At 62.9% G+C, this 26027-nt stretch carries 27 protein-coding genes and 1 tRNA gene; 14 read left to right on the top strand and 14 right to left on the bottom strand.

Annotation, left to right across the window (positions count from 1 at the left end; translation table 11 throughout):
- Positions 1-9: 9 nt before the first annotated feature.
- A complete protein-coding gene (locus ACLKMW_RS10455) occupies positions 10-204 on the bottom strand; it encodes a DUF1192 domain-containing protein (RefSeq protein WP_415724398.1) in 195 nt (64 codons plus the stop codon).
- Between the two features lie 131 nt (positions 205-335).
- On the opposite strand from ACLKMW_RS10455, the gene ACLKMW_RS10450 reads away from it, so the two are divergent.
- The gene (locus ACLKMW_RS10450) at positions 336-1316 is read left to right on the top strand and encodes an NAD(P)H-quinone oxidoreductase (RefSeq protein ID WP_415724471.1); all 981 of its coding nucleotides are present in this window, start codon (positions 336-338) and stop codon (positions 1314-1316) included.
- Positions 1317-1513: 197 nt separating this feature from the next.
- Here ACLKMW_RS10450 and ACLKMW_RS10445 read toward each other — a convergent pair whose 3' ends face one another.
- Positions 1514-2377 (bottom strand): DMT family transporter, encoded by an 864-nt coding sequence (locus ACLKMW_RS10445; protein ID WP_415724397.1) that lies wholly within the window; start codon positions 2375-2377, stop codon positions 1514-1516.
- 107 nt (positions 2378-2484) lie between these two features.
- Here ACLKMW_RS10445 and ACLKMW_RS10440 point away from each other — a divergent pair, with 107 nt between their 5' ends.
- Positions 2485-3888: an aminotransferase-like domain-containing protein gene (locus ACLKMW_RS10440; protein WP_415724396.1), complete on the top strand. Its 1404-nt coding sequence runs from the start codon at positions 2485-2487 to the stop codon at positions 3886-3888.
- 139 nt (positions 3889-4027) lie between these two features.
- Positions 4028-4720 (top strand): DUF1013 domain-containing protein, encoded by a 693-nt coding sequence (locus tag ACLKMW_RS10435; protein WP_415724395.1) that lies wholly within the window; start codon positions 4028-4030, stop codon positions 4718-4720.
- Between the two features lie 133 nt (positions 4721-4853).
- Here ACLKMW_RS10435 and ACLKMW_RS10430 read toward each other — a convergent pair whose 3' ends face one another.
- Positions 4854-5573 carry a helix-turn-helix transcriptional regulator gene (locus ACLKMW_RS10430; protein ID WP_415724394.1) on the bottom strand — a complete coding sequence of 240 codons (720 nt, stop codon included), beginning with the start codon at positions 5571-5573 and terminating at the stop codon, positions 4854-4856.
- A 276-nt stretch (positions 5574-5849) separates the two neighbouring features.
- Here ACLKMW_RS10430 and ACLKMW_RS10425 point away from each other — a divergent pair, with 276 nt between their 5' ends.
- Both ACLKMW_RS10425 and ACLKMW_RS10420 read left to right on the top strand, forming a co-directional pair.
- Entirely contained in the window at positions 5850-6902 is a 1053-nt protein-coding gene (locus ACLKMW_RS10425; protein ID WP_415724393.1) for a dipeptidase, read from the top strand.
- Between the two features lie 139 nt (positions 6903-7041).
- The gene (locus ACLKMW_RS10420; protein ID WP_415724392.1) at positions 7042-7194 is read left to right on the top strand and encodes a hypothetical protein; all 153 of its coding nucleotides are present in this window, start codon (positions 7042-7044) and stop codon (positions 7192-7194) included.
- Positions 7195-7820: 626 nt separating this feature from the next.
- On the opposite strand, the gene ACLKMW_RS10415 is transcribed toward ACLKMW_RS10420, so the two are convergent.
- The 5 genes from ACLKMW_RS10415 to ACLKMW_RS10395 form a co-directional block, all read right to left on the bottom strand.
- Positions 7821-8018, bottom strand: coding sequence for a hypothetical protein (locus ACLKMW_RS10415; RefSeq protein ID WP_415724391.1), 198 nt, complete (start codon positions 8016-8018; stop codon positions 7821-7823).
- A 149-nt stretch (positions 8019-8167) separates the two neighbouring features.
- The gene (locus ACLKMW_RS10410) at positions 8168-8710 is read right to left on the bottom strand and encodes a DUF2380 domain-containing protein (protein ID WP_415724390.1); all 543 of its coding nucleotides are present in this window, start codon (positions 8708-8710) and stop codon (positions 8168-8170) included.
- A gap of 112 nt (positions 8711-8822) precedes the next feature.
- Positions 8823-9182 carry a hypothetical protein gene (locus ACLKMW_RS10405; protein ID WP_415724389.1) on the bottom strand — a complete coding sequence of 120 codons (360 nt, stop codon included), beginning with the start codon at positions 9180-9182 and terminating at the stop codon, positions 8823-8825.
- 82 nt (positions 9183-9264) lie between these two features.
- A tRNA-Glu gene (locus ACLKMW_RS10400) sits at positions 9265-9339 on the bottom strand.
- A 59-nt stretch (positions 9340-9398) separates the two neighbouring features.
- A complete protein-coding gene (locus tag ACLKMW_RS10395; RefSeq protein WP_415724388.1) occupies positions 9399-9791 on the bottom strand; it encodes a fimbrial protein in 393 nt (130 codons plus the stop codon).
- A 23-nt stretch (positions 9792-9814) separates the two neighbouring features.
- Between ACLKMW_RS10395 and ACLKMW_RS10390 the strand changes: the two genes are divergently transcribed.
- Positions 9815-10843, top strand: a complete 1029-nt coding sequence (locus ACLKMW_RS10390) for an RluA family pseudouridine synthase (RefSeq protein WP_415724387.1) — start codon at positions 9815-9817, stop codon at positions 10841-10843.
- 185 nt (positions 10844-11028) lie between these two features.
- Positions 11029-11940: an RNA polymerase sigma factor RpoH gene (gene rpoH / locus ACLKMW_RS10385; RefSeq protein WP_415724386.1), complete on the top strand. Its 912-nt coding sequence runs from the start codon at positions 11029-11031 to the stop codon at positions 11938-11940.
- Between the two features lie 241 nt (positions 11941-12181).
- Here rpoH and ACLKMW_RS10380 read toward each other — a convergent pair whose 3' ends face one another.
- The 5 genes from ACLKMW_RS10380 to ACLKMW_RS10360 form a co-directional block, all read right to left on the bottom strand.
- The gene (locus ACLKMW_RS10380) at positions 12182-12562 is read right to left on the bottom strand and encodes a cell division protein ZapA (protein WP_415724385.1); all 381 of its coding nucleotides are present in this window, start codon (positions 12560-12562) and stop codon (positions 12182-12184) included.
- A gap of 3 nt (positions 12563-12565) precedes the next feature.
- Positions 12566-12838 (bottom strand): DUF4164 domain-containing protein, encoded by a 273-nt coding sequence (locus tag ACLKMW_RS10375; protein WP_415724384.1) that lies wholly within the window; start codon positions 12836-12838, stop codon positions 12566-12568.
- 147 nt (positions 12839-12985) lie between these two features.
- On the bottom strand, positions 12986-14167 hold the full coding sequence (locus ACLKMW_RS10370) for an NnrS family protein (RefSeq protein WP_415724470.1): 1182 nt from the start codon (positions 14165-14167) through the stop codon (positions 12986-12988).
- Positions 14168-14251: 84 nt separating this feature from the next.
- Complete coding sequence (locus ACLKMW_RS10365) at positions 14252-14713, bottom strand: RrF2 family transcriptional regulator (protein WP_415724383.1); 462 nt, start codon at positions 14711-14713, stop codon at positions 14252-14254.
- Positions 14714-14771: 58 nt separating this feature from the next.
- Positions 14772-15236 (bottom strand): group III truncated hemoglobin, encoded by a 465-nt coding sequence (locus ACLKMW_RS10360; protein ID WP_415724382.1) that lies wholly within the window; start codon positions 15234-15236, stop codon positions 14772-14774.
- A 173-nt stretch (positions 15237-15409) separates the two neighbouring features.
- Here ACLKMW_RS10360 and ACLKMW_RS10355 point away from each other — a divergent pair, with 173 nt between their 5' ends.
- From ACLKMW_RS10355 to ACLKMW_RS10330, 6 genes are all read left to right on the top strand, one after another.
- Complete coding sequence (locus ACLKMW_RS10355) at positions 15410-15661, top strand: DUF6522 family protein (RefSeq protein ID WP_415724381.1); 252 nt, start codon at positions 15410-15412, stop codon at positions 15659-15661.
- 117 nt (positions 15662-15778) lie between these two features.
- The gene (tkt, locus tag ACLKMW_RS10350) at positions 15779-17767 is read left to right on the top strand and encodes a transketolase (RefSeq protein WP_415724380.1); all 1989 of its coding nucleotides are present in this window, start codon (positions 15779-15781) and stop codon (positions 17765-17767) included.
- A gap of 235 nt (positions 17768-18002) precedes the next feature.
- Positions 18003-19013, top strand: coding sequence for a type I glyceraldehyde-3-phosphate dehydrogenase (gene gap, locus ACLKMW_RS10345; RefSeq protein ID WP_415724379.1), 1011 nt, complete (start codon positions 18003-18005; stop codon positions 19011-19013).
- A gap of 169 nt (positions 19014-19182) precedes the next feature.
- Positions 19183-21081, top strand: coding sequence for a potassium/proton antiporter (locus ACLKMW_RS10340; RefSeq protein WP_415724378.1), 1899 nt, complete (start codon positions 19183-19185; stop codon positions 21079-21081).
- A 99-nt stretch (positions 21082-21180) separates the two neighbouring features.
- Positions 21181-22377, top strand: coding sequence for a phosphoglycerate kinase (locus ACLKMW_RS10335; RefSeq protein ID WP_415724377.1), 1197 nt, complete (start codon positions 21181-21183; stop codon positions 22375-22377).
- Positions 22378-22603: 226 nt separating this feature from the next.
- Positions 22604-23626: a class I fructose-bisphosphate aldolase gene (locus ACLKMW_RS10330; protein ID WP_415724376.1), complete on the top strand. Its 1023-nt coding sequence runs from the start codon at positions 22604-22606 to the stop codon at positions 23624-23626.
- Positions 23627-23687: 61 nt separating this feature from the next.
- Here the strand turns inward: ACLKMW_RS10330 and ACLKMW_RS10325 are convergent, their stop codons facing one another.
- Positions 23688-23849, bottom strand: coding sequence for a hypothetical protein (locus ACLKMW_RS10325; protein WP_415724375.1), 162 nt, complete (start codon positions 23847-23849; stop codon positions 23688-23690).
- A 158-nt stretch (positions 23850-24007) separates the two neighbouring features.
- On the opposite strand from ACLKMW_RS10325, the gene ACLKMW_RS10320 reads away from it, so the two are divergent.
- A complete protein-coding gene (locus ACLKMW_RS10320) occupies positions 24008-25915 on the top strand; it encodes a propionyl-CoA synthetase (RefSeq protein ID WP_415724374.1) in 1908 nt (635 codons plus the stop codon).
- Positions 25916-26027: the final 112 nt, after the last annotated feature.

Raw genomic sequence — 26027 nt, 5'->3', positions numbered from 1 at the left:
AAATCCGCTCTATCCGCGCCGAAACAGCGCCTCGGCGGCGTTCTTGGTCGCGTCCTTTGCCTTGAGTTCGGCTTCAAGCCTGGCGATCTCGGCGCGCAGCAGGTCAATGCGTTGTGTGAGTTCGGCCACTGACAGCAACGCCAGATCCTGCCCGATGACATGGGCGGCCGCGGGCTTTACCGGTTCGTCTTCGAAGATTGCCATCTTCACCCTCCCTGCGGTTTGCCTGAACCGGCAACAGACTACATAAGGGAGCGTCAAGGATGCAAATGCCGGGCAGCAACGACCCGGAAAGGATGGTGTGAATGAGGCGCGACGAGAAACTCCCTGAAAAGATGACTGCGGTGGCGATTTCAGTGCCAGGCGGACCGCGGGTGCTGAAACCGGAGCGCCGGGATATACCCGTCCTCGATGCTGGCGAAATTCTGATCCGCGTCCGCGCCGCCGGCGTCAACCGTCCCGACGTGGCGCAACGCAAGGGCGCCTATCCGCCGCCGCCGGGCGCTTCGGACCTACCTGGGCTCGAGGTCTCGGGCGAGGTCGCGGCGCTCGGCGAGGGCGTTGCCCGTTGGCGCGTCGGCGATACCGTCTGCGCCCTGACACCGGGCGGCGGCTATGCCGAATATGCCAAGGTGCACGAAAGCAATGCGCTGCCGCTGCCGGCCGGCTTCACCTTCAGCGAGGCTGCGGCCCTTCCCGAAACCTTCTTCACCGTCTGGCACAATGTGTTCGAACGCGGCGCCTTGAAGAAGGGTGAGACCTTGCTGGTGCATGGCGGCTCCTCCGGTATCGGCACCACGGCGATCCAGCTCGCATCCGCATTCGGCGCCACCGTCATCGCCACCGCTGGCAGCCCCGAGAAATGCGAGGCTTGCCTGAAGCTCGGCGCCGACCGCGCGGTCAACTACCGCACCGAGGACTTTGTCGCTGTCGTCAAGGAGGTGACGGAGGGCAAGGGCGCCAATGTCATTCTCGACATGGTCGGCGGCGACTATGTCGCACGAAACTATTCGGCGGCGGCGATCGAGGGTCGCATCGTGCAGATCGCCACTCAGGGCGGTGCAGTGGCCAGCGCTGATTTCTCAAAGCTCATGCTGAAGCGGTTGATCCACACCGGCTCGACGCTCAGAGCCCGCACGGTCGAGGTGAAGGCCGGTATTGCCGCCGCGCTCGAAGCGCAGGTCTGGCCGCTGCTCGCCATCCGCCGTGTCGCTCCGGTCATGGATATGATTTTCCCGCTCAAGGAAGCCTGGCGCGCGCATGAACGGATGGAGGAGGGGGAGCATATAGGCAAGATCGTTCTCGACGTGGCCTAGACCCGCGTAAAGCCACTCCGGCGGTCATCTGGTGGCGCTTTCTGCGCTTCCGGTGCTCACCTACTTGAGTACGCTGCGCTCCGGTTCTTAAAGGGCACCATCATCTGGCTCCCCGGACTGGCTTTCCGCACGATCCACCAATCAATCGCCAGCGCTGTTTCTGCGCTTCGGTGCTCGGATTTCCAGCCGCCCAGAGCTCAAGCCGCGAACTTCTTCGCGCCGGCAACGCAGACGACCACGGCGGCGGTAACGGCAAGCATGATCCAACTCACCGATTCGTGCAGCAGGGTTGCGGCGAGGGCCAGACCGAAGAACGGCTGGAGCAATTGCAATTGCCCGACAGCGGCAATGCCGCCGAGCGCCAGGCCCCGGTACCAGAACACGAAGCCGATCAACATGCTGAACAGCGACACATAGGCGAGGCCGACCCATGCCGGCCGGCTCAGATCCTGGAAGGACACAGGCAGGGTCACCGGTATCAGCGCGGCCATGACCGGCAACGACAACACCAGGGCCCAGGAAATCACCTGCCAGCCGCCGAGCCGGCGGGAGAGTTTTGCGCCTTCCGCGTAGCCGAGACCGCAAACCACAATCGCGCCGAGCATCAGCAGGTCACCGACCGGCGAAGCCGAGATTCCCTGCGTGAGGGCGTAACCGGCCACAAGCGCGCTGCCCAGACAGGAAAACAGCCAGAACGCCGCGCGAGGCCGCTCGCCGCCGCGCACTACGCCGAAAATGGCGGTTGCCAGCGGCAGCAGGCCAATGAAGACGATCGAATGGGCGGAGGTCACGTGTTCGAGCGCCAGCGCAGATAGCAAGGGAAAGCCGACGACCACGCCGAGCGCCACCACGGCGAGCGAGACGAGATCGCCGCGCTCGGGCCGGGGGACGCGAAAGGCCAGCAGCAATGCGAGCCCGAGAATGCCCGCGATCACCGCGCGGGCAACTGTCAGAAACACCGGATCGAACTCAAGCACCGCGACGCGCGTTGCCGGCAGCGAGCCGCTGAAGATCAGCACCCCGAGAAAACCGTTGATCCATCCGCTCGCTGTCTTGTCCATCGCATGCTCCAGAAATCCTCCGTCTTCTATCGAGTGCGGAGCATGGTGTTTCCAGAGACAGTGAGGTACAGTTCTTACAAACTGTTATGGACAAGCTGGCGGTACGGATGGACGATTCGACGGCTCGTGGAGGGGATGGCGGAACCCTTGTCGGCAGTGTCATGGCGACGATCAGGCAGCGCATCGCGGCGCGGACCTTGACCCCTGGCGCCAAGCTGCCCTCGATAAGAGCGTTCGCCCGCACCATGCAGGTTTCCAAATCCACGGTGGTGGAGGCCTATGAGCGGCTTTCGGCCGAGGGGTTGATCAAGCCGCGCCCCGGTTCCGGCTTCTATGTCGGCGCCGCGCTCGCGCCGCTGGCGCTGGCGGAAATCGGTCCAAGGCTCGACCATGAGGTCGATCCGCTCTGGGTTTCGCGCCAGTCCCTCGAAACGGGAAGCGATGTGCTGAAGCCAGGTTGCGGCTGGCTCCCACCATCTTGGATGCCGGAGCCGGCCTTGCGGCGCGCGCTGCGGACGCTAGCGCGCTCTGATGATGCGGTGCTCACCGACTATGGGACGCCGCGAGGACTTCTGCCATTGCGCCGGCTTTTGGCACGGCGGCTCGGCGACCATGGCATCGAGGCCTCGCCCGAACAGATCATGCTGACGGAATCCGGCACCCAGGCGATCGATCTGCTCTGCCGTTTTCTCATCGAGCCCGGCGACACGGTGCTCGTCGACGATCCCTGCTACTTCAATTTCCATGCGCTGCTGCGGGCGCATCGGGTCAACATCGTCGGCGTGCCTTACACGCCGCAGGGCCCCGACATCGAACTGTTCGCCAAGGCGCTGGCTGCGCATCGCCCGCGCCTCTACATCACCAATTCCACGCTTCACAATCCAACCGGCGCAACCCTGTCGCCGCTTGTCGCGCACCGGCTGCTGAAACTCGCCGACCAGGCCGACCTGACCGTCATCGAAGACGATATCTTCGCCGACTTCGAACATACGCCGGCGCCGAGGCTTGCAGCCTTCGACGGCCTTGACCGCGTCATCCATATCGGCAGTTTTTCCAAGACGCTTTCGGCTTCGGTGCGCTGCGGCTTCATCGCGGCGCGGCCGAACTGGATCGAAGGTCTCACCGATCTCAAGATAGCGACGTCCTTCGGCGGCGGCCGGCTTTCGGCGGAACTGGTGCTGGCGCTTCTGAAGGAGGGGGCATATCGCAAGCACATGGATCTGCTGCGCCTGCGGCTGGCACGTGCCATGGACGAAACGGCCACACGGCTGAAGGCGATCGGCATCATGCCATGGATCGAGCCGCGAGCGGGGATGTTTCTCTGGTGCAGGCTGCCTGAGGGGATTGACGCGGCCGATGTCGCGCGTCGGGCGCTCGCCGCAAATGTCGTGCTTGCCCCCGGCAACGCCTTCAGCCATTCGCAGACAGCCAGCGGCTTTTTGCGCTTCAACGTGGCCCAATCTGCCGACGAACGGATCTTCCATGTGCTCGAGAAATCAATGAAGGGCTGAAGGCTATCGCAAACGCGACTTGCCATTTCCGTTGCGAAGCGGCGGATTTGCCTTTATATGAGGCGTGATTTCCCATTCTGGTGGCTCTAAAACCACCGCCCGCGTAAAGGGACGCGGGCGAACGAGAGGATTTTATTTCATGGCCAACACGCTCCTCATGCCGAAGGCGACCGCCGTCTGGCTGGTCGACAACACAGCCCTGTCCTTCGATCAGATCGCGCAGTTCTGCTCGCTGCATCCGCTCGAGGTCAAGGCGATCGCCGACGGCGAATCGGCGCAAGGGATCAAGGGCATGGACCCGATCATGACCGGCCAGCTCAGCCGCGAGGAAATCGCGCGGGGCGAGAAGGATGTGAACCACCGCCTGAAACTTTTGGACCCGAAGGTGCGGGTGCCTGAATCCAAGCGCAAAGGGCCACGCTACACGCCGCTTTCGAAGCGGCAGGATCGGCCGAACGCAATCCTTTGGCTGGTGAAGAACCATCCCGAACTGAAGGACGCGCAGATTTCGCGTCTGGTCGGAACCACCAAGGCGACGATCGAGCAGATTCGTGAACGCAAACACTGGAACTCCGCCAATCTGGTGCCGATGGACCCGGTGACGCTTGGCCTGTGTTCGCAGATCGATCTCGACATCGAGGTGCAGCGCGCCTCGCGAGGCCAGCCAGCGGCGCCGGCCGCCGGAGATACGCTGCTGCCGGCCTCCATGACCGAGCGGCTGGAGCCGGGCGACGAAGCGGCTGCCGAGGAAGACAAGGAACTCGATGCAGACGCGGTGTTCGCCAAGCTCTCTTCGCTCAAGGGGCGCGAGGCCGACGAGGACGAGGAGTAGGGCAGCGACGCTGCCATGCAGTAGGCGGTGAGTTGAGGAATGGGTCCCGGATAGCCCCCGCTTCGCTCCGGCTTCCGGGATGACGGTGTAGAGCGCTTCCGGGATGGCGCAGCCCCGCCGCGCGGCTCAGCTTTCAGCTCCCGGTCGAGCGACCAGAAATATAGGCAGCGTCTTCGCTGCGCTCGACGCGTCGATAGAAGTCGGCGAGCTGCTTGCCGCGCTCGTGGCGGAAGGTGCGGCCGGCAAGTTCGAGCTTCTCGATACGATCGATGCGGAATGCGCGAAAATCGTCGCGCATTTCGCACCAGGCGACGAGCGTCCAGACCTTTCCCCAGAACCATAGGCCGAGCGGGCGCACATCGCGGGCAGTGGCGCGGCCGGCTTCGTCGCGATAATCGAATGTCAGCACTTCCCGCTTTTCCACTGCGCGTTCAATGACGTCGATCGCGGCGCGGGCGGCGTCGCTCACCACCCACATGGGCGTATGGATTTCGGTGCGGGCGATACGGTCCTTTTCGGCGTCGGGCAGGACCGCGCCGATCTTTACCAGCGCCTCATCGGCGGCGCGTGCCATCGCCGCTCCGCCGAACGCCCGAACCATGCGCGCGCCGGCAACCAGCGCCACGATTTCGTCGCGTGTAAACATCAGCGGTGGCAGGTCGAAACCTTCCCTCATGATGTAGCCGACGCCGGCCTCGCCGTCGATCGGCACGCCGGTCGCCTGAAGATCGGCAATGTCACGGTAAATTGTGCGCTCCGAGACCTCGAGCCATTGGCCGAGCTTTTGCGCGGTGACCAGCCGGCCGCCGCGGAAATGCTGGACGATCTGAAAGAGCCGGTCGGCGCGTCTCATCGCTTCAGTTTTTCCCAGGTCGCAGTGACGAACTAAAAGACGGCGAGCAGGCGACGCACGCCAGTAAGCCAGACAATGGCATGCGGCTCCTGACAGCCTGCTGTCAGGAGGCTATCCCAACAGCCCGAAAATCGGAATTGTTTCTTGGTTGCCACGTTTCGGCGTCTGGCGGAAACAGAAAGCATATTTGCTCCAACCGAGGCCGACGTGATCGCTTGCCTCTTGATCTCGTCCGATGCATTTGCATCATCCCCTTTCGAAAACGGTAAGAATCGCATGCACGCAGTGTTCGACGGCCATAACGATGTTTTGTTGCGTCTTTGGCGACGCGAAAAAGCCGGTGGCGATGTGGTGGCCGAGTTCATGGAGGGCACGCAGCAGGGGCACATCGATCTTCCCCGCGCCCGCGCCGGCGGCCTGGTCGGGGGCCTGTGTGCGATCTACGTTCCTTCTGGCGATCTTGCGCTCAAGCGGCCGGATGCGGCGGGTCACTACGTCACACCGTTGGCGGCCCCGCTCGAACGTGAGCCCTCGCTCGACACCGCCCTGGAAATGGCGGCGATCGCGCTCAGGCTGGAGCGCGCCGGCGGCTGGCGGCTTTGTCGCTCCGGTGACGATATTCATGAGGCCCTTGGCGAAGAGAAATTCGCGGCGGTGCTGCATATGGAAGGCTGCGAGGCGATCGGTCCCGATCTTGCCGCGCTCGAAGTATTTTATGCCGCCGGCCTGCGTTCGCTCGGCCCGGTGTGGAGCCGCAACAATATTTTCGGGCACGGAACGCCTTTCGCCTTTCCGATGAGCCCGGATACTGGACCAGGGTTGACGCAAGCAGGTCGCGAGCTGGTAAAGGCCTGCAATCGGCTAGGCATTCTGATCGACCTGTCGCACATCACCGAACGGGGTTTCTGGGACATTGCCGAACTCAGCGATCAGCCGCTGGTGGCAAGCCACTCCAATCCGCATGCGCTGGTTCCGGTAGCGCGCAACCTCACCGACCGGCAACTGGACGCTATCCGCGAAAGAAACGGGCTGGTCGGGCTGAATTTCGCGGTGACCATGCTGCGCGCCGACGGCCGCGAAAACGCCGGGACGCCGCTTTCCGATTTGGTGCGGCACATCGATTATCTCGTCGATAAAGTGGGTATCGATGGGGTCGCGCTCGGCTCGGACTTCGATGGCGCGCTCATTCCGCGTGAGATCGGATCCGCCGCCGGCCTCCAGAACCTGGTGATGGCATTGCAGGACGCGGGCTATGGCGGCGCCGAACTGGCGAAGCTTTGCCGCGAAAACTGGTTGCGGGTCTTGCGTTCGGCCTGGCACGAAGGCTGATCGCCAGTCGTCATGGCTGCCTGCCGGTCGTTGGCCGGCAACCATTAATCTTTTCGTAATTGAATCGAATGCTTTGTAAACCCGGGCGGCTGGGGTGCAGTCCGTCGAAGAGCGACGGACTCTGACGGGAGTTCGCTCGATGCTTCTTACCCGGCTCGGAATCGTTTTCCTGATGTCGGCCCTGTTTGCCGGTTCCTTCGCCGGCATTGTGCGGCTTTCCGGCTTGGATCGCTACGACGCCGTCTGCCGCGTTTCCAGCAATCCAGCCTGCTTCGGTCCAAATCTGCGGTAGCTGCAGGCCGAAAGCTGGAGAACTATTCGCAGACAACCTTCACGCGGCCGCCGGGCTGCGTCCGCTCACTGCACGCCAGGGCCTTTTGCGATTGTTCGACGGGTTGCGGCGTCGGCGGACGGACGGTGCGTGGCTCTTGCCGTACTGGCTTCGTTTGCTGCGGTTTCGCCGCTGCAACGCGCTCGGCCGGTTTGGTCGGCGCCTGCGGAAAAGGTGCGACGGCGATTGGGGCCGCCTGCCGTGACTCTGCTGCCGTGCCGCGCCGCAGAAGACCTGGAGCAAGCGAAGGGGCCTTGAATTCGACCGAGCCGTCGGAGGTGCGCGTACAACCGGAGACTGCGAACAGCCCACCGCATATAACCGCTGCCATCGCAGCGTGAACGAGTTCGGGTCGGCTGTGTTTTGCCGACATCGGACATGCCATTTCACTCATCAAAATACGGTCCTTCACAACGGCTGGCGGTCGACGCCGGTCACAATCGCGGCACAAAACGGCCGGAATTGGGTCATGAAGCGAAATGGTGCGAAGAGGAGCTTAGGAGCGCGCGCTGTGCCGGAGGAGGATACTGAGCAACCTGGACTAGCGCCTTGGCCGTTCAATTCAATGAAGAGAACGCCGATGCGCTTTATCCGAAGCGCCTGTTCGCGGCATTGAGGTCCGGTTGCATCTTACGTTCATACTCGACGCTTTCGAGCGTCACTTGATCGTAGCAGAGCATTCGGGAAAGGCCGTCTATGACGCCTGCCGCCTGTTCATCCGGCGAATAGTCGTCCTCATCCGGGACCGTGACGCATACGGTAATCTTGATGTTCCCGCCGCTCATATGAACTCCCCCTCAGGAAACCAAGCGAGGCATTAGCAAGTATCGTTCAGTAGAGCCAGAGGAAAATTTGTTGAAGACCAATACGAAGGATTCGGGGGTTTTCCACAACATGTGTTGTTCTTGGCTTAGACGCGTCATATTAGTTGATCCTAAAGCGCGGCTGCACCCTTGATCACGTCTCTGGCGGTATAATGGGCCGCGCGGCGCCACGCCTCGTCATTGTCGCCGCGAAAGGTGTAGAGGCGATTCATGACCATCTTCCTTGTCGCGACATCGTAGATTTCAACGCGCGACCACAGAACCAATGTGCTCATCTTGTTGATCGCGCCGATGGCAAGATATTTGGCGCCAGCCTCACGGGCGAAGCCGACAAGCTGCTCGAATGTCAGATTGTCCCGCGAGCAACGCTGCAGCGGACATTGCATCTCGACCAGTGCGATGCTGTCGCTTTTGGAAAGCTCGTCGTGCACGATTTTGTCGAATTGCCTCAGGCGTTCGCGATGTTCGGCGCTCTGGTCGCGCTGCTCACCGGAAGTATCGACCAGGAAAAACCCGGAGATAGCCAGCGGAAATCGGGCCTCATCGGCCAGGGCCTGCGCGGAGAAGCCAAGCGCTAAAACGATGAGGCCGATGGAAAAACCAATACGAGACGCACGCCCGGTTCCTGGACTGGATGCCTGCCGCTGATCCATGGTCGGCTCTCCTGTTTTGCCCGCGCGGAGAAAATATCAATCCGACCGAAGGCCGGCAACTTCCGCGCCCGCAAACCAGTTGCGGTCGCGCGCGTAACGTTCCGTCTCATCGTCATCCGGCTATTCTGGACTGGCAGTTTTTGGCGGTGATTTCCCGGTTCAGGGCCAGAATCTCGCCTTTCACTTCCGCGATTTTTTCTTCGCGCGCTTTCGGCGAAAGCACCATCGACTGGGTCATCCCGGTCAGCGCTCCGGTGATGAGGTCGGCGCGAAAGCGCTCCTTCTGGGCGTCCTCCAGCAGCGCGCGTATGGTCATGCGGTGGTCGCGTTCGGTGATCAGCAGGGGGCAGTCGAGATTGGCGAAACGCCCGTCGGTCACCGCCTTGGCCTCGATGGAACCTGGCGGTGTGGCGCAGGCGGCCAGCCCGGCAAATGTGGCGGTTGCGAAAACATTCTGCATAAAACGGCGCATGCCGCCACCTGCCCACGAGTTGTGGCGAGATTTGGTCCGGCGCCGTCAAGAAGATCGATCGGCAAGTGATAAGAGGAGGGAATGGTACGCCCAAGGGGAATCGAACCCCTGTTTGCGCCGTGAGAGGGCGCCGTCCTGACCGCTAGACGATGGGCGCGGAAGATCGGCGTATAGGCTGGCGGCGCCGAAAATGCAACCGCCTTTCGCGGCGATCTTCTATTCAGCCCTGATCGCCAGACGCCCGATCATGCGGCGTGCGGCGATATCGTAGATGAAGATCGCGCGGTTGCCGTCGGCAAGCTCGACATCCATGGAGATACGGCCTGCCGAAAGCGAATGCGTCAGCATTTTCGCGCCGGCCGGCAGCACGATGTCGGCTTCCACGAACGCCTCCTCGGCGGATGAGGGAACGGCGGCGGTCTCGGCGACCGGCGTTTGGCTGCTGCCCCAGCCGGATTTGTAGACAATGGCTGCCAGCACCGCCATAAGGGCAATGAACAGCAGGCCGAGATTGATGGCGACGAAGCGCACCAGCTTGCGCCGGACTCTCTCGACCGAGGGATCGAGCGGTTCCTTTTCGCCTTCTGCGGCAGACGCCGTTTTGACCATGATGCCCTTGTCCGGATGGAACGATGCGCGACCCTGATAGCGAAGCCGGCCACGGATTGAAAGCGCTGGAAGCGGGCGCCGATGCCGCAGGGCTGCGCCTCGACCAGTGGCTGGCCGCAGCACTCGGGCCGGATTTTTCGCGAAACCGCGTGCAGGCGCTGATCCGGCAGGGAGCAGTGACGGTGAACGGCGCGACGGTAAACGAGTTGAAGCGCAAGATGGCGAAGGGCGATCGTGCCGAGGTCGTCATACCGGAACCCGAACCGGCAGAACCTCGAGGCGAGGCGATCGCGCTCGACATACTTTACGAAGACGACGAATTGATCGTCATCAACAAGCCGGCGGGCCTGGTTGTCCATCCGGGAGCCGGCAACTGGACCGGCACACTGGTCAATGCACTCATCCATCACTGCGGCGACAGTCTCTCCGGCATAGGCGGGGTCAAGCGGCCGGGCATCGTCCATCGATTGGACAAGGACACCAGCGGGGTCATGGTGGTGGCCAAGACAGACCGTGCCCATAAGTCATTGTCGGACGCCTTTGCCGATCACGGCGCCAGCGGCGAGCTGGAGCGGGCCTACCTGGCACTGGTCTGGAACATTCCCGCGCGGGTCACAGGAATTATTGATGCGCCGCTCGGCCGTGCCGCCGACCGGGTGAGGCGGGCTGTGGTGCCGGCCGGACGTGGCGATGCACGTCACGCGGTGACGCACTACACGGTGCTTGAGCGCTATGGCGAGACGGCTGCGGATGCAGTGAAGGCCGCGCTGGTCGAATGCCGGCTGGAAACCGGGCGCACGCATCAGATAAGGGTGCATATGGCCCATATCAGCCATCCGGTGATCGGCGATCCCGACTACGGACAGGCCTTCCGCACCAAGGCGAACCGCCTGCCCGAGCCGCTGCAGGGCCTGGTGCGCGGACTTTCGCGACAGGCGCTGCATGCGGGACTGCTCGGCTTTTGCCATCCGACAACCGGTGAACCGATGCGGCTCACGGCACCGATGCCGTTGGACATGGCCGAAATCGTCGAGGGCTTTCGCCGGCTGTAGCCTGTGCCCCAAACTTGACTGCCATTGTTCACTTTGGCGTGACACATTGTTTCGTGTTGAACAAAAGGGTGCTTTTCCCGATTTGTTCCTATATAAGGGTGTTTGACGTGGCAGTGCATGATGCATCCACGTCATAGGCCTGCCTGTTTCAGGGGGCACACTCGCTAAAGAGGGAGGGCGCTATCATGGCCCAGACACTACCCAGTATCGTTTCCGGGGAAGGCGGCCTCAGCCGCTATCTGGAAGAAATCCGCCGTTTTCCGATGCTTCAGCCGCAGGAAGAGTACATGCTCGCCAAGCGGTACCAGGAGCACGACGACACCAAGGCGGCACACAAGCTCGTCACCAGCCATCTGCGCCTCGTGGCAAAGATCGCCATGGGCTATCGCGGCTATGGTCTGCCGATCGGCGAAGTCATTTCGGAAGGCAATGTCGGCCTGATGCAGGCCGTCAAGAAATTCGAGCCCGAGCGCGGCTTCCGCCTGGCAACCTATGCCATGTGGTGGATCAAAGCCTCGATCCAGGAGTACATCCTGCGCTCGTGGAGCCTGGTCAAGATGGGCACCACCGCAAATCAGAAGCGGCTGTTCTTCAACCTGCGCAAGGTCAAGGGCAAGATCCAGGCGCTCGACGAAGGCGATCTCAAGCCCGAGCAGATCACGGAGATCGCCACGCGTCTGAACGTCAGCGAAGCCGAGGTGGTGTCGATGAACCGCCGCCTGTCGGGTGACGCTTCGCTCAATGCGCCGATCCGGGCGACGGAAGGCGAATCCGGCGAATGGCAGGATTGGCTGGTCGACGACCACGACAGCCAGGAAGAAATGCTGATCGAACAGGACGAGCTGGAGAACCGGCGTGGCATGCTTGCCGGCGCGATGTCCGTGTTGAACGAGCGCGAACGCCGTATCTTCGAAGCGCGCCGTCTGTCCGACGAGCCGATGACGCTCGAGGAGCTGTCCTCCGAGTTCGACATCAGCCGTGAGCGTGTGCGCCAGATCGAGGTTCGTGCCTTTGAGAAGGTGCAGGATGCGGTCAAGGCCGCGGCGAAGCGCCAGGCCCAGGCACTGCGCACCATCGAGGCCCAGCCGGCCGGCTGATCGCCTGCGACAACACAAAACGCGTCGGCCTCGGCCGGCGCGTTTTTGTTTTCGGGGTGTGCCTTTGCAGATATCGCATCACCCCGGCCAAGGAGCGAAGCGATTTCGAGAGGCGAGAGCCATTTCCGCGACGGCAAAGGTGGAGGAATGGTTTCCGGATGGCCTCCGCTTCGCTTCGGCTTCCGGGATGACGCTGTCGGAAATCGCAGATATGCCACGACGCAGGGCGGGCGAGATCGACTTATGTCTGCGACTCTGGGGGCTTCCTGGGCGTCAGCCTGTCGGCCAAATCTTCCATGCGCTGCGCCAGCCCGGCAAGCGCGCCGGTCAGCGCCGCATCGTTCTTGTCGGCCTTGGTCAGGGCGTCGTCGCGGGTCTTGCGCAGGGTAAGGATCTCGCTTTCCATGCCCTTGACGCGCTTTCGCAGCTCCGACAGTTCATCCATGACCATGATGCCGGCCATGACGGTCAGCCGCTGGTCGCCGATCTCGCCGAAGGAATCCTTCAGATGCGAGACGTAGCGGTCGAAATTCTCCGCAAGGCCGATCAGATGCTCTTCCTGGCCTTCATCGCAGGCCATCCGATAAGCCTTGCCGTCGATCGTGACTGTAACCTGGGCCATCTTCTACCTGTCCAGCACCGCGCGGATGGTTTCCATGGCGGTCACCAGCCGGCGCGAGACCTCCTTGTTGGCTTCTTCCAGCCTTTCGGCGCGCGCTTCGGAATTGTCGAGTTCCTGCGCAAGCCTGCCGCGATCGGCGTTCATGCGCTGCACTTCGGCCTCTGCTTCCAGATAATCCTGCTCATGCTCCAGCCGCGCCGCAACGCTGTGCTCCAGCGCGTCGATCGCCTTGCCGAGCCGGCTGATTACTTCTTTGAGTGTCGTTTCCCCGGTCATGGCTCCGTCTAAACTCCCGCCCATCACCGAATCGTCCGCATTCAGAACGACTTATCCATGAAACATTAGGCACCGTGAAAACGACCCGTCAATAAAGCGATTCGAGCTTTCCCCCGCAATCGTGTTTTGTGGGGTGTCGGAGGCTGGTCAGCCGCGGATTCGGGGCCGAAAAAGCGCCGGGCCATAAAGCACTGCATAGCCCAGGAAGGCGGCGGCCCAAGCGCAGGCGGAGAAGTGGGTAAGCAGGTCTGGAGCGTCGGCGAAGGCCGCCGCGATGCGCGCCAGTGCCGCAATGATGATTGCGCCAAAGATGACACGGGCGCCCTTGCCGGCGCGCAATTCCTGTCCCGTATGGCCGAGGGTGGCGCGCACCATGACGGCAAGCGTCATCGTGCCGATGGCGCCGGCGCCTAAGGCATGGATGCCGGCCGCGGGCATGATGGCGCCTGGAGCAAAGGCTGTCAGTCCGGTCAGGAGCAGTCCGAGCGGCACGAAGGCGTAGGCGAGATGAAGGATCAGCACCAACGGGTCCCGCGTGGTTCGGTCACCAGCCCAGCGGGCAAGGCGCAGCGCGTTGAGGAACGCGGCAAGCAGCAGCGCAACCCCGCTCACGGCGGCGTCGGGCAGAAATGTCCAAAGGGCGAGCGCCAGCGCGGAAACAACGATGGCTACCGTGTCGAGACGATCGAAGGGTATGGGCAGGCGGCCCGGATTCTCGCGCACAAGCCAGTTGCGCGTGAAGCTCGGGATGATGCGCCCGCCGATCACCATGATCAGCACAATAGCCGCAGCGATGCCCAGCCGCCTGCCATAGTCGGAGACACCCGAATAGTGGGATTCGAGGTGGAACAGCAGATTGGCGGCCAGCAGTACCAAAACCGGAACCAGCACCTTGAGATTGCGCCAGTTGCGCCCTGCGACAATTTCGATGCCGGCAGCGGCGGCCACGGCTGCCAAGAAGGCGCAGTCAAAAAGGGCGGCGGCAAGCCAGCCGATTTCGGCCGAGAAGAAAACCGCCAGCCGGCCGGCGAGCCAGAGCACGACCAGACCAAGCAAAGGCAGTCCCTGCACCGGCAAACGCCCGGTCCAGTTCGGTATCGCGGTGAGCAGGAAGCCGGTGACGACCGCCGCGACATAGCCGAACAGCATTTCATGCACGTGCCAGTCGACGGGCGCAAACAGGCTCGATGTTTCGAGATAGCCGTGAAGCAGCGGCAACCAGAAAAGGATCGCGCCGCCGGCATAAAGGGAGCCTACGAGGAAGAAAGGCCGGAAACCATAGGACAGAATTGCGGGATAGTTGCCCGGCCGGGTGCGGGGAATGGCCATATCGCTCATGTCAGCAAAATCACACCGTGGAAAATCAGCCGGCAGCCCGCAGCGGACGGCGGAAGCGATCGATCTCCCTGTAGATCAGCCGGGGGCGGGCGCTTCGAGCCCGTGCCTGGCGGGTATCGGTTCGCTCAGAAAATCGCGTGGTTGCAGCGCGATATCGGCGAGCGTGTAACGATCGAGCGTGTCCTGGAACGAGGCCATTGCCTCGTTGAGCACGCCGGAAAGCCGACATGAGTTGGTGATCACGCATTGGTTGCCAGCGGCAAAGCACTCCACCAGCGCGAAATCGGGCTCCGTCAGCCGGACCACATCGCCGATGCGGATCGCCTCGGGGCGGCGGCCGAGCGCCAGGCCGCCGGTGCGCCCACGCACCGCCCGCAGATAGCCGTGGCGGGTCAGCAGGTTGGCGACCTTGTTGAGATGCGTCTTCGACACGCCGAAGGTGCGCGCGGCTTCCTCGATAGTGATAAGCCTGTTGCCGGCGCAGGCTGCATACATCAGCATGCGCAGCGAATAGTCGGAAAAATAGGTAAGCCGCATCAGCCTGCCTCTCGCCTGTCGCTGCCTTCCATGCGGCAGCAGGGGATTGCGCGTCGTGTCATAGGCTGTCCTCCAGGATCGGCCTGATTTCGAGCGTGTTTTCGCCGCGGTTGAAGGCGATGGCAAGCCGGAAACTATGCGCTATGCGCACGGCCCGGTCCATGAACAGCGCCGCGATATCCGGAGGACAGAGCCGGGTGACTGTGGCGCGAAACAGCGTCAGCCAGCGACGGAAGTGTTCCTCGCCAATGCCCGGGATCGCCAGATGCTTGGGCAGAGGTCGGCCTTCGAAACGACCGGTACGAAGGAGAGTGGAGGACCAGAAGTCGCACATCTTGGCGAGATGCGCCGGCCAGTGATCGGGCGCGATGACGCCGTTGAAGACGGGTCCTAAAAGAGCATCCTTGCGGATCAGGTCGTAAAAGCCGTGGACGACGTCATGGATCATGGCTTCATCCAATTCTTCCGGCAGCAGCGCGCCGTTGACCAGCATTGTCCTTGTTGCCTGCGCCTGGTCACTCATGATCGCGTTACAATCCCTTCCCACGTCCGGCTGCCTGCCAAACCGCTGCTAGGCTTTTTGCGCACACGGGTCTCGATGCGCGATCCGGAATCGGCGGCACTCTCCAGTTTAAAACATATATTGTCAATATATGTTAGTGAGTTCATGCTGTGGCATATTCGTCGAGGCGGGAAATGAAACTGGAACGTGACGCCAAGGGTGATTTCTTCATCGAGCCGCATCTGCTGGCCGAACGCTTCACCATCCAGGTGGACGAACTGCGCCGCCGCATGCGGCTAGGTCAGGTGATCAGCAGCGTCGAGGATGGGCAGGGCGGCGACAGCGGCCGGCGCAGGGTTTCGCTTCGCTGCGGCAATATGGTGTGGCGGGCGGTGTTGGACGCCGACCATCAGGTAATTGCCGAGGAAACGATCCGGCTCAAATAGCGATTTCCGGGAATGCCGTCCCAGGCTTTGTTGACTCACGTGGCGCGCCTGCTATGTGTCCGCTTGCTTTTTTCCGAGGGGCGGATGCCCCCGAAACCCCGGGTTTGGCGAGCGATCATGACCACACGCGAAAAACACGACCGGATGGCCAATGCTATCCGCTTCCTGTCCATGGATGCAGTGGAGAAGGCAAATTCCGGCCATCCCGGCCTGCCCATGGGGGCGGCCGACATTGCGACCGTGCTCTATACGCGCTTCCTGAAGCATGATCCGAACCATCCGTCCTGGCCAGATCGCGACCGTTTCGTACTGTCGGCCGGCCATGGCTCAATGCTGCTTTATTCGCTGCTTTATCTCACCGGCTATGACGACATCACGCTCGACGAGATCAAGAATTTCCGCCAGCTCGGCTCGCGCACGGCCGGCCATCCCGAATACGGGCACGCCGCCGGCATCGAGACGACGACCGGCCCGCTCGGCCAGGGCATTGCCAACGCCGTCGGCATGGCGCTCGCCGAACGCATCCTCAATGCCAAGTTCGGGGACGATCTCGTCGACCATTACACCTATGTGCTGGTGGGTGACGGCTGCCTGATGGAAGGCATCAGCCAGGAGGCGATTTCGCTTGCCGGGCATCTCAAGCTCAACAAGCTGATCGTGTTCTGGGACGACAACAATATTTCCATCGACGGTGCGGTATCGCTGTCGGATTCGACGGACCAGCTCGAGCGTTTCGCGGCTTCCGGCTGGAATGCGTCGCGTGTCGACGGTCATGACCCCGACGCGATTGCAGCGGCGATCGAGATCGCCCGCACGGCGGACCGCCCGACGCTGATTGCCTGCAAGACGACCATCGGCTTCGGCGCCCCGACCCGCGCGGGAACCAGCAAGGCGCATGGCTCGCCGCTTGGCGCCGAAGAGATCGCCGGCGCGCGCAAGACGTTGAACTGGCCTTATGCGCCGTTCGAGGTGCCTTCCGACATTCTCGACGCCTGGCGGCTTTCCGGCCTCAATGCCTGCAAGAAGCGCAAGGATTGGGAAGCGCGGCTTGCGGCTGCGGAAAGCGACGTTCGGGCCGAGTTCGAGCGGCGCATGCGCGGCGAATTGCCGGGCGGCTTCGATACGGTGATTGCCGAATACAAGCAGAGGCTTGCCGCCGACAAGCCGAAGGTCGCCACCCGCAAGTCATCGGAGATGGCGCTGGAAGTCATCAACGGCGCCGTGCCCGAAACCATCGGCGGCTCGGCCGACCTCACCGGCTCCAACAATACCAAGACCAGCCAGACCAAGCCGATCACGCCGGGTGGCTATGACGGACGCTACGTCTACTACGGCATCCGTGAACACGGCATGGCGGCGGCGATGAACGGAATGACCCTGCATGGCGGCGTCATCCCCTATTCCGGCACCTTCCTGACCTTCTCGGACTATGCCCGCCCGGCCATGCGGCTTGCCTCGCTGATGGGCATTCGCTCGATCTTCGTCATGACGCATGACTCGATCGGCCTTGGCGAAGACGGGCCGACCCACCAGCCGGTCGAGCATCTGGCGGCGCTGCGCGCCATCCCGAACCATCTGGTTTTCCGCCCGGCCGACGCGACCGAAACGGCCGAATGCTGGCAGCTCGCGCTGGAGGCGGCCAAGACCCCCTCGACGCTTGCGCTCACCCGGCAGAACCTGCCCGCAGTGCGTACTGATTTCGTCGAGGAAAACCTCTGCGCCTATGGTGCCTACGAGTTGGCGACGGCCGATGGCGAGGCGGAAGTGACGATCTTCGCCAGCGGTTCTGAAGTCGAGATCGCGCTTGCCGCCCGTACCCAGTTGCAGGCGCATGGTCATCCGACCCGCGTGGTGTCGGTGCCCTGTTTCGAGCTGTTCGAAAAGCAGACCGAAAGATACAAGGCGGCGCTGATCGGAACCGCGCCGATCAAGATCGGCATCGAGGCGGCGATAAGGCTCGGATGGGACCGGTTCATCGGCCTTGACGGCATTTTCATCGGCATGGACGGGTTTGGCGCAAGCGCGCCGATCGAGCAGCTCTATCCGCATTTCGGCATCACCGCCGATGCCGTGGTGACGGCGGCCGAGGCGCGCCTGCACAAGTGATCGAGCCAGATCGGAGGCGGAGGGAAAGCTGCCTGATGGCGTTCTTTTGCCTTGGTATAACATATCGGGGCGCTGAAACGTGAGCTTGCGCTGGATTCTTTGGCCGGGCGCCGCTATGAAGCGGCTGCCAGCGCGCGAAGGTGCCTAGTCCAACGCGGAAAATCGGAGCCAGAGCAGCGCAGGCGACACCGCCCGCGTGAGACTCGCGCCTTATTTGCTTCCAGGGAAAACCAACATGACCGTCAGAGTTGCCATCAACGGATTTGGCCGCATTGGCCGCAACATCGTGCGCGCGATCTATGAATCGGGCCGCAAGGATATCGACGTGGTCGCCGTCAACGATCTCGGCCCGGTCGAGACCAACGCGCATCTGCTGCGCTACGACAGCGTTCATGGCCGCTTTCCGCGCGAAGTCACCGTCGAGGGTGATCACATCAACATCGGCACGGACAAGTTCAAGGTTACCGCGATCAAGGACCCGGCGCAGCTTCCGTGGAAGGAACTGAACGTCGACATCGTGCTGGAATGCACCGGCATCTTCACTTCGAAGGAAAAGGCGTCCGCGCATCTGGCCGCCGGCGCCAAGCGCGTCATTGTCTCGGCGCCCGCCGACGGCGCCGACCTCACCGTCGTTTACGGCGTGAACCACGACAAGATTTCCAGAGAGCACATGGTGATCTCCAACGCCTCGTGCACCACCAACTGCCTGGCGCCGGTGGCGATGGTCCTCAACAATGCCTTCGGCATCGAAAAGGGCTTCATGACCACCGTGCACGCCTATACGGGCGACCAGCCGACGCTCGACACCATGCACAAGGACCTCTATCGCGCGCGCGCCGCTGCGATGTCGATGATCCCGACCTCGACGGGCGCGGCCAAGGCGGTCGGCCTGGTGCTGCCGGAGCTCAAGGGCAAGCTTGACGGCGTCTCGATCCGCGTGCCGACCCCCAATGTTTCGGTTATCGACTTCAAATTCGTCTCGAAGAAGCCGGTGACGGTCGAGGAGGTCAACCAGGCGCTGGTGGCGGCCGCGGACGGCCCGCTGAAGGGCGTGCTGGCCTATACCAAGGAGCCGCTGGTTTCGGTCGACCTCAACCACAATCCGGCTTCTTCGACCTTCGCGCTCGACCAGACCAAGGTCATCGACGGCAATCTGGTGCGGGTCATGTCCTGGTACGACAATGAATGGGGCTTCTCCAACCGCATGGCCGATACGGCGGCGGTATTCGGCAAGGCGATCGCGTAGTTCGGCAGTCGCTTCCGCTTTTTCAAACGCCCGGCTTTGCCGGGCGTTTTATTTTGCATCTTCAGAAAAAAATCCGCGAAGCGCCCAGATTTCGGCAAGGTGCTTGCGCATGTGCCTGTCTTCACCGCACTGTATGGTGACACGAAGTCTCGGGGGACAGACGCCGCACATGGAGCAGGCAATCTATCTGGCGACGCTCATCGGCACCGCGCTGGTGCTGGCAGCGGCGTTCTCGAGCCTCATTGCCTTCCGCTTCGGCGCTCCGCTGCTGCTGCTGTTCCTGGGGATTGGGTTGGCAAGCGGCGCCGACGGACTCGGCATCCAGTTCGACAACGCCAATGTCGCCTACTTTGCCGGCTCACTGGCGCTCGCGGTCATCCTGTTCGATTCAGGCTTCGGCACGCCGATCAACGTGCTGAGGCAGGCGGCGCTGCCGGCGGTGATGCTGGCGACTGTCGGCGTGGTGCTGACTGCCGGCCTTTTCGGCGTCGCCGCCCATGCGCTTACCGATTTCACCTGGCTTGAATCTTTCCTGCTCGGCACGGCCGTCGCCTCGACGGATGCGGCAGCGGTGTTCTTCCTGCTGCGCGCCGGCAATATCCATCTGCGCGACCGCGTGCGCTCCATGCTGGAAATCGAATCCGGCACCAACGATCCAATCGCCATCTTCCTGACCATCACGCTGGTGGAGATCATCGCCATGGGCCTCCACAGCGATGCGGAGGCGCTCTTCTTCGACCTGGTGCTCGGCTTTATCGCCAATATGGGCACCGGCGCGATCATCGGCCTGCTCGGCGGTTATGTCATCGTGCGGCTGGTGGAAAAACTCAATCTCGACCACGGCCTGCTGCCGATCTTCGTGCTGACATTGTCGCTTTTGGTGTTCGCCGCTGCCGGCAGCATCGGCGGGTCGGGCTTCCTTGCTGTCTACCTGGCTGGCCTCGTCGCCGGAAATTCCGAGATCAGATCGAAGTCGACGCTCAAGCGATTCCAGGACGGCATGTCGTGGCTGGCGCAGATCATCATGTTCCTGGTGCTCGGCCTGTTTGCAACTCCGTCGCAATTTCTGCCCATCCTGCTCGCGTCCGTGGCACTCGGCCTGTTCCTGATCCTGGTCGCGCGCCCGATCGCTGTCTGGCTCTGCCTGATGCCGTTCAGGTTCAGCCGGCGCGAAACCGCATTCATTTCCTGGGTGGGCTTGCGTGGCGCGGTATCGATCCTGCTCGCGATAACCCCGCTGCTGGGCGGTTTGGAGAATGGCCGGGCGATCTTCAACATCGCCTTCATCGTCGTGCTCGTTTCGCTTGTCGTGCAAGGCTGGACGATCGGGCCGCTGGCGCGTCGCCTCGGCCTGATCGTGCCGCCACGGCTCGGCCCCCTGGAAAAGGTCGAGCTTGAACTGCCGGGCTCGGTCCGCCACGAGCTTTTGAGTTACCGCGTCATTCCCGGCAGTCCGGTGCTGCGCGGCGAACGGTTGCCGGTGTGGGCGCGGCCCTCGCTGGTGGTGCGCGACGGCCGCTCGATGAAGTTCCCCGAATTCGGCCGGTTGGTGGCCGGCGACCGCGTCTATATCTTCGTGTCGAACCGCTATCCGGCCCTGCTCGACCGGCTGTTCACCAGCCGGGCGGATGTCGACCCGGAAGATGCCGAGTTCTTCGGCGCCTTCGCCGTCGATCCGCAGCGCCCGGCCGCGCAGCTCGAAGAAGCTTATGCACCCGGCCTGACCGAAGCCGAGATGAAGATGACGGTGGGAGAACTGCTTTTGACCCGGCTTGGCGGCCGCGCCGAATATGCCGACCGCGTGACGCTCGGGCCGATCGAGCTCATTGTGCGCGACATAGACGACGACGGCAAAATCACGGGCGTTGGCTTGTCCTTCGAACCGACACCTCCGCCGCCGCTGGTTCCGCCATTCCTTGCCGCGCTGGTTCGCGACCACTTTGCCAACTTCGTCGGCCGGCTTCGCGGCAAGCCTGCCAGCAAGCGTGCCGGGGGAGAGGCCCAGCACGGCGATCCGCCGGAAGGCGACGGAAAATCTGCTGAAAATTCAACCCTGCCGGTCGTCTGACCTGCTGCGAATGGCCGCGCCCGGCGACCCAGGCTCAATCTTGCATCCGACGTGCCGAACGATAAATCTCGGCCAGCTTGCCCACGAGGAGATTATTTCATGACCGCTTTCAAGACGCTCGACGACATCGGCGACATCAAGGGCAAACGGGTTCTCGTCAGGGTCGATCTGAACGTTCCGATGGCGGACGGCAAGGTGACCGACGAGACCCGCATCGAGCGCGTCGCGCCGACCATCAACGAGCTCGCGGACAAGGGAGCGCGGGTAATCCTGCTGGCGCATTTCGGCCGGCCGAAAGGTGCGGCCGATCCGGCGCTTTCGCTGGCGCCGATCGCCGGCGCGACCGCCGAAGTGCTCGGCCGCACTGTTGCTTTCGCCGCTGACTGCATCGGCGAGCAGGCCGGGAAAGCGGTGGCGGCGCTGAAGGATGGCGAAGTGCTGCTGCTGGAAAATACCCGCTTTCACAAGGGTGAGGAAAAGAATGATCCGGACTTCACCAGGGCGCTGGCCGCCAATGGCGATCTCTACGTCAATGACGCGTTCTCGGCCGCGCACCGGGCCCATGCCTCAACCGAGGGCCTGGCCCATCTGATGCCGGCCTTTGCCGGCCGCACCATGCAGGCCGAGCTCGATGCGCTGGAAAAGGGCCTCGGCGACCCGGTTCGCCCGGTGGTGGCCATCGTCGGCGGCGCCAAGGTTTCCACCAAGATCGACCTCCTGATGAACCTGGTGAAGAAGGTTGACGCGCTGGTGATCGGTGGCGGCATGGCCAACACCTTCCTTGCCGCGCGCGGCACCGATATCGGCAAGTCGCTGTGCGAGCATGATCTGGCGGCGACCGCCAGGCAGATCATGATCGAGGCGGCCGAATCCGGGTGCGCGATCATCTTGCCTTCGGATGCGGTGGTCGCCTGGGAATTCAAGGCCGGCGCAGCCAACGAGACCGTCGCAATCGAGGCCGTGCCTGCTGACGCGATGATCCTCGATCTCGGGCCGAAGACCGTCGAAACCATCAATGAGTGGATCGACCGTGCTGCAACGCTGGTGTGGAACGGCCCGCTCGGCGCATTCGAGATCCAGCCGTTCGACCGTGCGACGGTGGCGGCGGCACGGCATGCAGCCGAGCGGACGAAGAACGGGCCGTTTGCCTCGGTCGCCGGCGGCGGCGATACGGTGGCGGCGCTCAACCATGCCGGCGCTGCCGACGACTTCACCTATGTCTCCACCGCCGGTGGCGCCTTCCTCGAATGGATGGAGGGCAAGCCGCTGCCGGGCGTCGAAGTGCTGAAGAAGTGAGCTTTTTCGCCGCGAAGCAGCCGGAAGGCGCGGAGCGGCGTGTTTCAATCGATTCAAGCTTGGCCTCGCCATTCCGTTATGCCGGCGGGTCTGCTATGCGCCCTGCAACGGCGGGGCTTAAAGTCCATGAGGGCGTGACAGGACGCCGAAGTTTTTGATTTTGCGTGGCTGCGCGCATGGGCAGTTCGGCTCGGGCGCGTCAAACGCTGACATCAGGAGGTGATGAGTGAGCGAACGTCTCGAAGATATTGCAGCCGCGATGGTTGCCGACGGCAAGGGCATTCTGGCTGCCGACGAAAGCAGCGGCACGATCAAGAAGCGTTTCGACGCGATCAATGTGGAGTCCACCGCCGACTCCCGCCGCGACTATCGCGAGTTGCTGTTCCGCTCGACCGAGGCGATGAAGAAGCACATCTCCGGCGTCATCCTCTATGACGAGACGATCCGCCAGAAGGCCGCCGACGGCACGCCGCTGGTCGATCTGATCAAGGGGGCAGGTTCTATTCCGGGGATCAAGGTCGATGCCGGCGCCAAGCCGCTTGCCGGCTTTCCGGGCGACACGATCACCGAAGGGCTGGACGGATTGCGCGAGCGCCTTGCCGAATATTACGAACTCGGTGCGCGCTTCGCCAAATGGCGCGCGGTGATCGACATCGACACCGCCAAGGGCGTGCCATCGGCCACCTCGATCGGCAGCAACACGCATGCGCTGGCCCGCTACGCCGCGCTTTGCCAGGAAGCCGGCATCGTTCCGATCGTCGAGCCGGAAGTGCTGATGGACGGCGCGCATGACATCGACACCTGCTACGATGTGACCAAGGCGACGCTGACCAAGCTCTATCTCGAGCTGTTCGCCATGAAGGTGAAGCTGGAAGGCACCATCTTGAAGCCCAACATGGTGATCGCCGGCAAGAAGTCGGGCAAGAAGAACAGCCCGGAGGAAGTGGCTGAAAAGACCATCCGCCTGTTCCGCGAGACGGTTCCCGCCGCGGTGCCGGGCATCGCCTTCCTGTCAGGCGGCCAGTCGGACGAGGAGGCGACGGCAAATCTCAATGCCATCAACGCCATCGGTCCGCATCCGTGGAAGCTGACCTTCTCCTATGGCCGCGCGCTGCAGGCAGCCCCGCAGAAGGCCTGGAGCGGCAAGGCGGAAAATGTCCCCGCCGCGCAAGCCGCCTTTGCCCATCGGGCAAGGATGAACGGGCTGGCTGCGCTCGGCCAATGGCAGCAGAGCCTGGAAAACGCCTGATGCACAACAAGGAAAAGCCCCGCTCGCCGGGGCTTTTTCTTTTCGGTGAGATCGCTCGGCGTCAGTTCACATGGCTTGCCAGCACCGTGACACCGATGGCGCCCAGCGCCAGGAGCGCCAGCTTCCAGAAATCGCGCCGGCGCCGCAGCCCTGGAATACCGAGCGGCTTGATGATCTGAATGGCCATGATGGCGAGGATGACGAGCGACAGAACCTTGGTCATGGCGTGTTTGATCAAGAACGGAGGCGGCTGTCAAAGCGTCCGGCGATCGTTTCGGCTCCGAGCCGCAGCGCTGGTGCCGCGCCAAGAGTCCGATGGACGACGCGGGTGCCGATTGGTTAGAAATTCAATAGACCGCAAGGATGGCATGGGAGGGCAGGATGGCTTCAAGCTACGACGAGGTCTATGCGGACTGGAAGCGCGACCCGGAAGGATTTTGGGCGCGCGCCGCACAGGACCTGGAATGGGACCGGACCTGGGACAAGGTGTTCGACCCCGATGCCGGCATCTATGGACGCTGGTTTCCCGGAGCCCTGTGCAATACCTGCCACAATGCGGTCGACCGGCATGTGACCGGCGGCAGGGCTGACCAGCCCGCCCTGATCCATGACAGCCCGGTCACCGGCACCAAGACAAGCTTCACCTATGCGCAGTTGAAGCAGGAAGTGGTGGCGCTCGCCGCTGTGCTGCAGGACCAGGGCGTCGGCAAGGGCGACCGCGTCATCATCTACATGCCGATGGTGCCGGAAGCGGTGTTTGCGATGCTCGCCTGCGCGCGGCTCGGCGCGGTGCATTCGGTGGTATTCGGTGGCTTCGCTGCCAAGGAACTGGCGACCCGCATCGACGGGGCTTCGCCGAAGCTGGTCGTCTCGGCCTCCTGCGGCATCGAGCCGAGCCGGGTCGTCGCCTACAAGCCGCTGCTCGACGAAGCGATCGAACTGGCGCAGCACAAGCCGGCTAGCTGCCTCATCGTGCAGCGCAAAGAGCTGGAATGCGAACTGATCGCAGGGCGCGACATCGACTACGCATCGGCCGTGGGCGCCGCGAAGACGGCAGGGCGCGACGTGCCCTGCGTGCCGGTTCTCGCTACCGATCCACTCTATGTGCTCTATACCTCAGGCACGACCGGCCAGCCCAAGGGCGTGGTGCGCGACAATGGCGGCCATATGGTGATGCTGAAATGGTCGATGAAGAACGAGTTCGGCATCGATCCGGGCGAGGTGTTCTGGGCAGCCTCGGATGTCGGCTGGGTGGTTGGCCATTCCTATATCGTCTATGCGCCGCTGCTGCATGGCTGCACGACGATACTCTATGAAGGCAAGCCGATCGGCACGCCCGATGCCGGCGCCTTCTGGCGGGTGATCGAGGAACACGGCGTGGTCTCGCTCTTCACCGCGCCGACCGCATTCCGCGCCATCAAGAAGGAAGACCCGAAGGGCGAGTTCATTCCGAAATTCGATCTATCGAAATTCCGCACGCTGTTCCTGGCCGGCGAGCGCGCCGATCCCGAAACCGTCAAATGGGCCGAACAGAAACTCGGCCGGCCAGTGATCGATCATTGGTGGCAGACGGAGACCGGTGCGCCGATCAGCCAGAATCCGGTCGGGCTAGGGCTGCTGCCGGTCAAATACGGATCGCCCGGCGTGGCGATGCCGGGTTATGACGTGCAGATACTCGATGATGCCGGCAAGCAGGTAGGGGCCGGCACGCTCGGCAATGTGGTGATCAAGCTGCCGCTGCCACCCGGATGCCTGCCGACCCTCTGGAACGCCGACGAGCGATTTCGCGACGCCTATCTGCGGGAGTTCCCCGGCTACTACAAGACCGCTGACGCCGGCTACCTCGATGAGGACAGCTACCTCTTCATCATGGCGCGCACCGACGACATCATCAATGTCGCCGGCCATCGGTTGTCGACGGGGGCGATGGAGGAGGTGGTGGCGGAGCACCCCGACGTGGCCGAATGCGCGGTGGTGGGCATCGCCGATCCGATGAAGGGGCAAATTCCCTGCGGCTTCGTGGTGCTCAACTCCGGCGTGACGCGCGACGGCGAGACCATCGAGAAAGAGATCGTGCAGCTGGTGCGCGACCGCATCGGGGCGGTCGCCGCGCTCAGGCTGGTGGTGACCATCAAGCGGCTGCCGAAGACGCGTTCGGGCAAGATCCTGCGCGGCACCATGCAGAAGATCGCCGATCGCGAGGCATGGACGATGCCGGCGACCATCGACGATCCGGCGATCCTCGATGAGATAAAGGCTGCGCTCAACGAACGCGGCATCGGCGTATAGCTTTCATCGCGCTTTACGCGGAACTGTCCACGCTCCTGACGCATAGCTGTCAGGAGCGGTATGCGATGGTGGCTCCTTCACATCGAAGCCGCGCATGGTTTGCCGAAACGCT

It is taken from the genome of Borborobacter xinjiangensis (genome assembly GCF_047739745.1).
In the GTDB taxonomy this organism is placed as follows: domain Bacteria; phylum Pseudomonadota; class Alphaproteobacteria; order Rhizobiales; family Rhizobiaceae; genus Pseudaminobacter.
Note: the sequence above shows the minus strand (reverse complement) of the source record. Positions and strands in the feature narration are given on the sequence as shown.

What these genes read in the sequence shown, in the direction of transcription:
- ACLKMW_RS10455 (WP_415724398.1), bottom strand. Translation starts at nt 204, where the DNA reads ATGGCAATCTTCGAAGACGAACCGGTAAAGCCCGCGGCCGCCCATGTC.
- ACLKMW_RS10450 (WP_415724471.1), top strand. Translation starts at nt 336, where the DNA reads ATGACTGCGGTGGCGATTTCAGTGCCAGGCGGACCGCGGGTGCTGAAA.
- ACLKMW_RS10445 (WP_415724397.1), bottom strand. Translation starts at nt 2,377, where the DNA reads ATGGACAAGACAGCGAGCGGATGGATCAACGGTTTTCTCGGGGTGCTG.
- ACLKMW_RS10440 (WP_415724396.1), top strand. Translation starts at nt 2,485, where the DNA reads ATGGACGATTCGACGGCTCGTGGAGGGGATGGCGGAACCCTTGTCGGC.
- ACLKMW_RS10435 (WP_415724395.1), top strand. Translation starts at nt 4,028, where the DNA reads ATGGCCAACACGCTCCTCATGCCGAAGGCGACCGCCGTCTGGCTGGTC.
- ACLKMW_RS10430 (WP_415724394.1), bottom strand. Translation starts at nt 5,573, where the DNA reads ATGAGACGCGCCGACCGGCTCTTTCAGATCGTCCAGCATTTCCGCGGC.
- ACLKMW_RS10425 (WP_415724393.1), top strand. Translation starts at nt 5,850, where the DNA reads ATGCACGCAGTGTTCGACGGCCATAACGATGTTTTGTTGCGTCTTTGG.
- ACLKMW_RS10420 (WP_415724392.1), top strand. Translation starts at nt 7,042, where the DNA reads ATGCTTCTTACCCGGCTCGGAATCGTTTTCCTGATGTCGGCCCTGTTT.
- ACLKMW_RS10415 (WP_415724391.1), bottom strand. Translation starts at nt 8,018, where the DNA reads ATGAGCGGCGGGAACATCAAGATTACCGTATGCGTCACGGTCCCGGAT.
- ACLKMW_RS10410 (WP_415724390.1), bottom strand. Translation starts at nt 8,710, where the DNA reads ATGGATCAGCGGCAGGCATCCAGTCCAGGAACCGGGCGTGCGTCTCGT.
- ACLKMW_RS10405 (WP_415724389.1), bottom strand. Translation starts at nt 9,182, where the DNA reads ATGCGCCGTTTTATGCAGAATGTTTTCGCAACCGCCACATTTGCCGGG.
- ACLKMW_RS10395 (WP_415724388.1), bottom strand. Translation starts at nt 9,791, where the DNA reads ATGGTCAAAACGGCGTCTGCCGCAGAAGGCGAAAAGGAACCGCTCGAT.
- ACLKMW_RS10390 (WP_415724387.1), top strand. Translation starts at nt 9,815, where the DNA reads ATGCGCGACCCTGATAGCGAAGCCGGCCACGGATTGAAAGCGCTGGAA.
- rpoH (WP_415724386.1), top strand. Translation starts at nt 11,029, where the DNA reads ATGGCCCAGACACTACCCAGTATCGTTTCCGGGGAAGGCGGCCTCAGC.
- ACLKMW_RS10380 (WP_415724385.1), bottom strand. Translation starts at nt 12,562, where the DNA reads ATGGCCCAGGTTACAGTCACGATCGACGGCAAGGCTTATCGGATGGCC.
- ACLKMW_RS10375 (WP_415724384.1), bottom strand. Translation starts at nt 12,838, where the DNA reads ATGACCGGGGAAACGACACTCAAAGAAGTAATCAGCCGGCTCGGCAAG.
- ACLKMW_RS10370 (WP_415724470.1), bottom strand. Translation starts at nt 14,167, where the DNA reads ATGGCCATTCCCCGCACCCGGCCGGGCAACTATCCCGCAATTCTGTCC.
- ACLKMW_RS10365 (WP_415724383.1), bottom strand. Translation starts at nt 14,713, where the DNA reads ATGCGGCTTACCTATTTTTCCGACTATTCGCTGCGCATGCTGATGTAT.
- ACLKMW_RS10360 (WP_415724382.1), bottom strand. Translation starts at nt 15,236, where the DNA reads ATGAGTGACCAGGCGCAGGCAACAAGGACAATGCTGGTCAACGGCGCG.
- ACLKMW_RS10355 (WP_415724381.1), top strand. Translation starts at nt 15,410, where the DNA reads ATGAAACTGGAACGTGACGCCAAGGGTGATTTCTTCATCGAGCCGCAT.
- tkt (WP_415724380.1), top strand. Translation starts at nt 15,779, where the DNA reads ATGACCACACGCGAAAAACACGACCGGATGGCCAATGCTATCCGCTTC.
- gap (WP_415724379.1), top strand. Translation starts at nt 18,003, where the DNA reads ATGACCGTCAGAGTTGCCATCAACGGATTTGGCCGCATTGGCCGCAAC.
- ACLKMW_RS10340 (WP_415724378.1), top strand. Translation starts at nt 19,183, where the DNA reads ATGGAGCAGGCAATCTATCTGGCGACGCTCATCGGCACCGCGCTGGTG.
- ACLKMW_RS10335 (WP_415724377.1), top strand. Translation starts at nt 21,181, where the DNA reads ATGACCGCTTTCAAGACGCTCGACGACATCGGCGACATCAAGGGCAAA.
- ACLKMW_RS10325 (WP_415724375.1), bottom strand. Translation starts at nt 23,849, where the DNA reads ATGACCAAGGTTCTGTCGCTCGTCATCCTCGCCATCATGGCCATTCAG.
- ACLKMW_RS10320 (WP_415724374.1), top strand. Translation starts at nt 24,008, where the DNA reads ATGGCTTCAAGCTACGACGAGGTCTATGCGGACTGGAAGCGCGACCCG.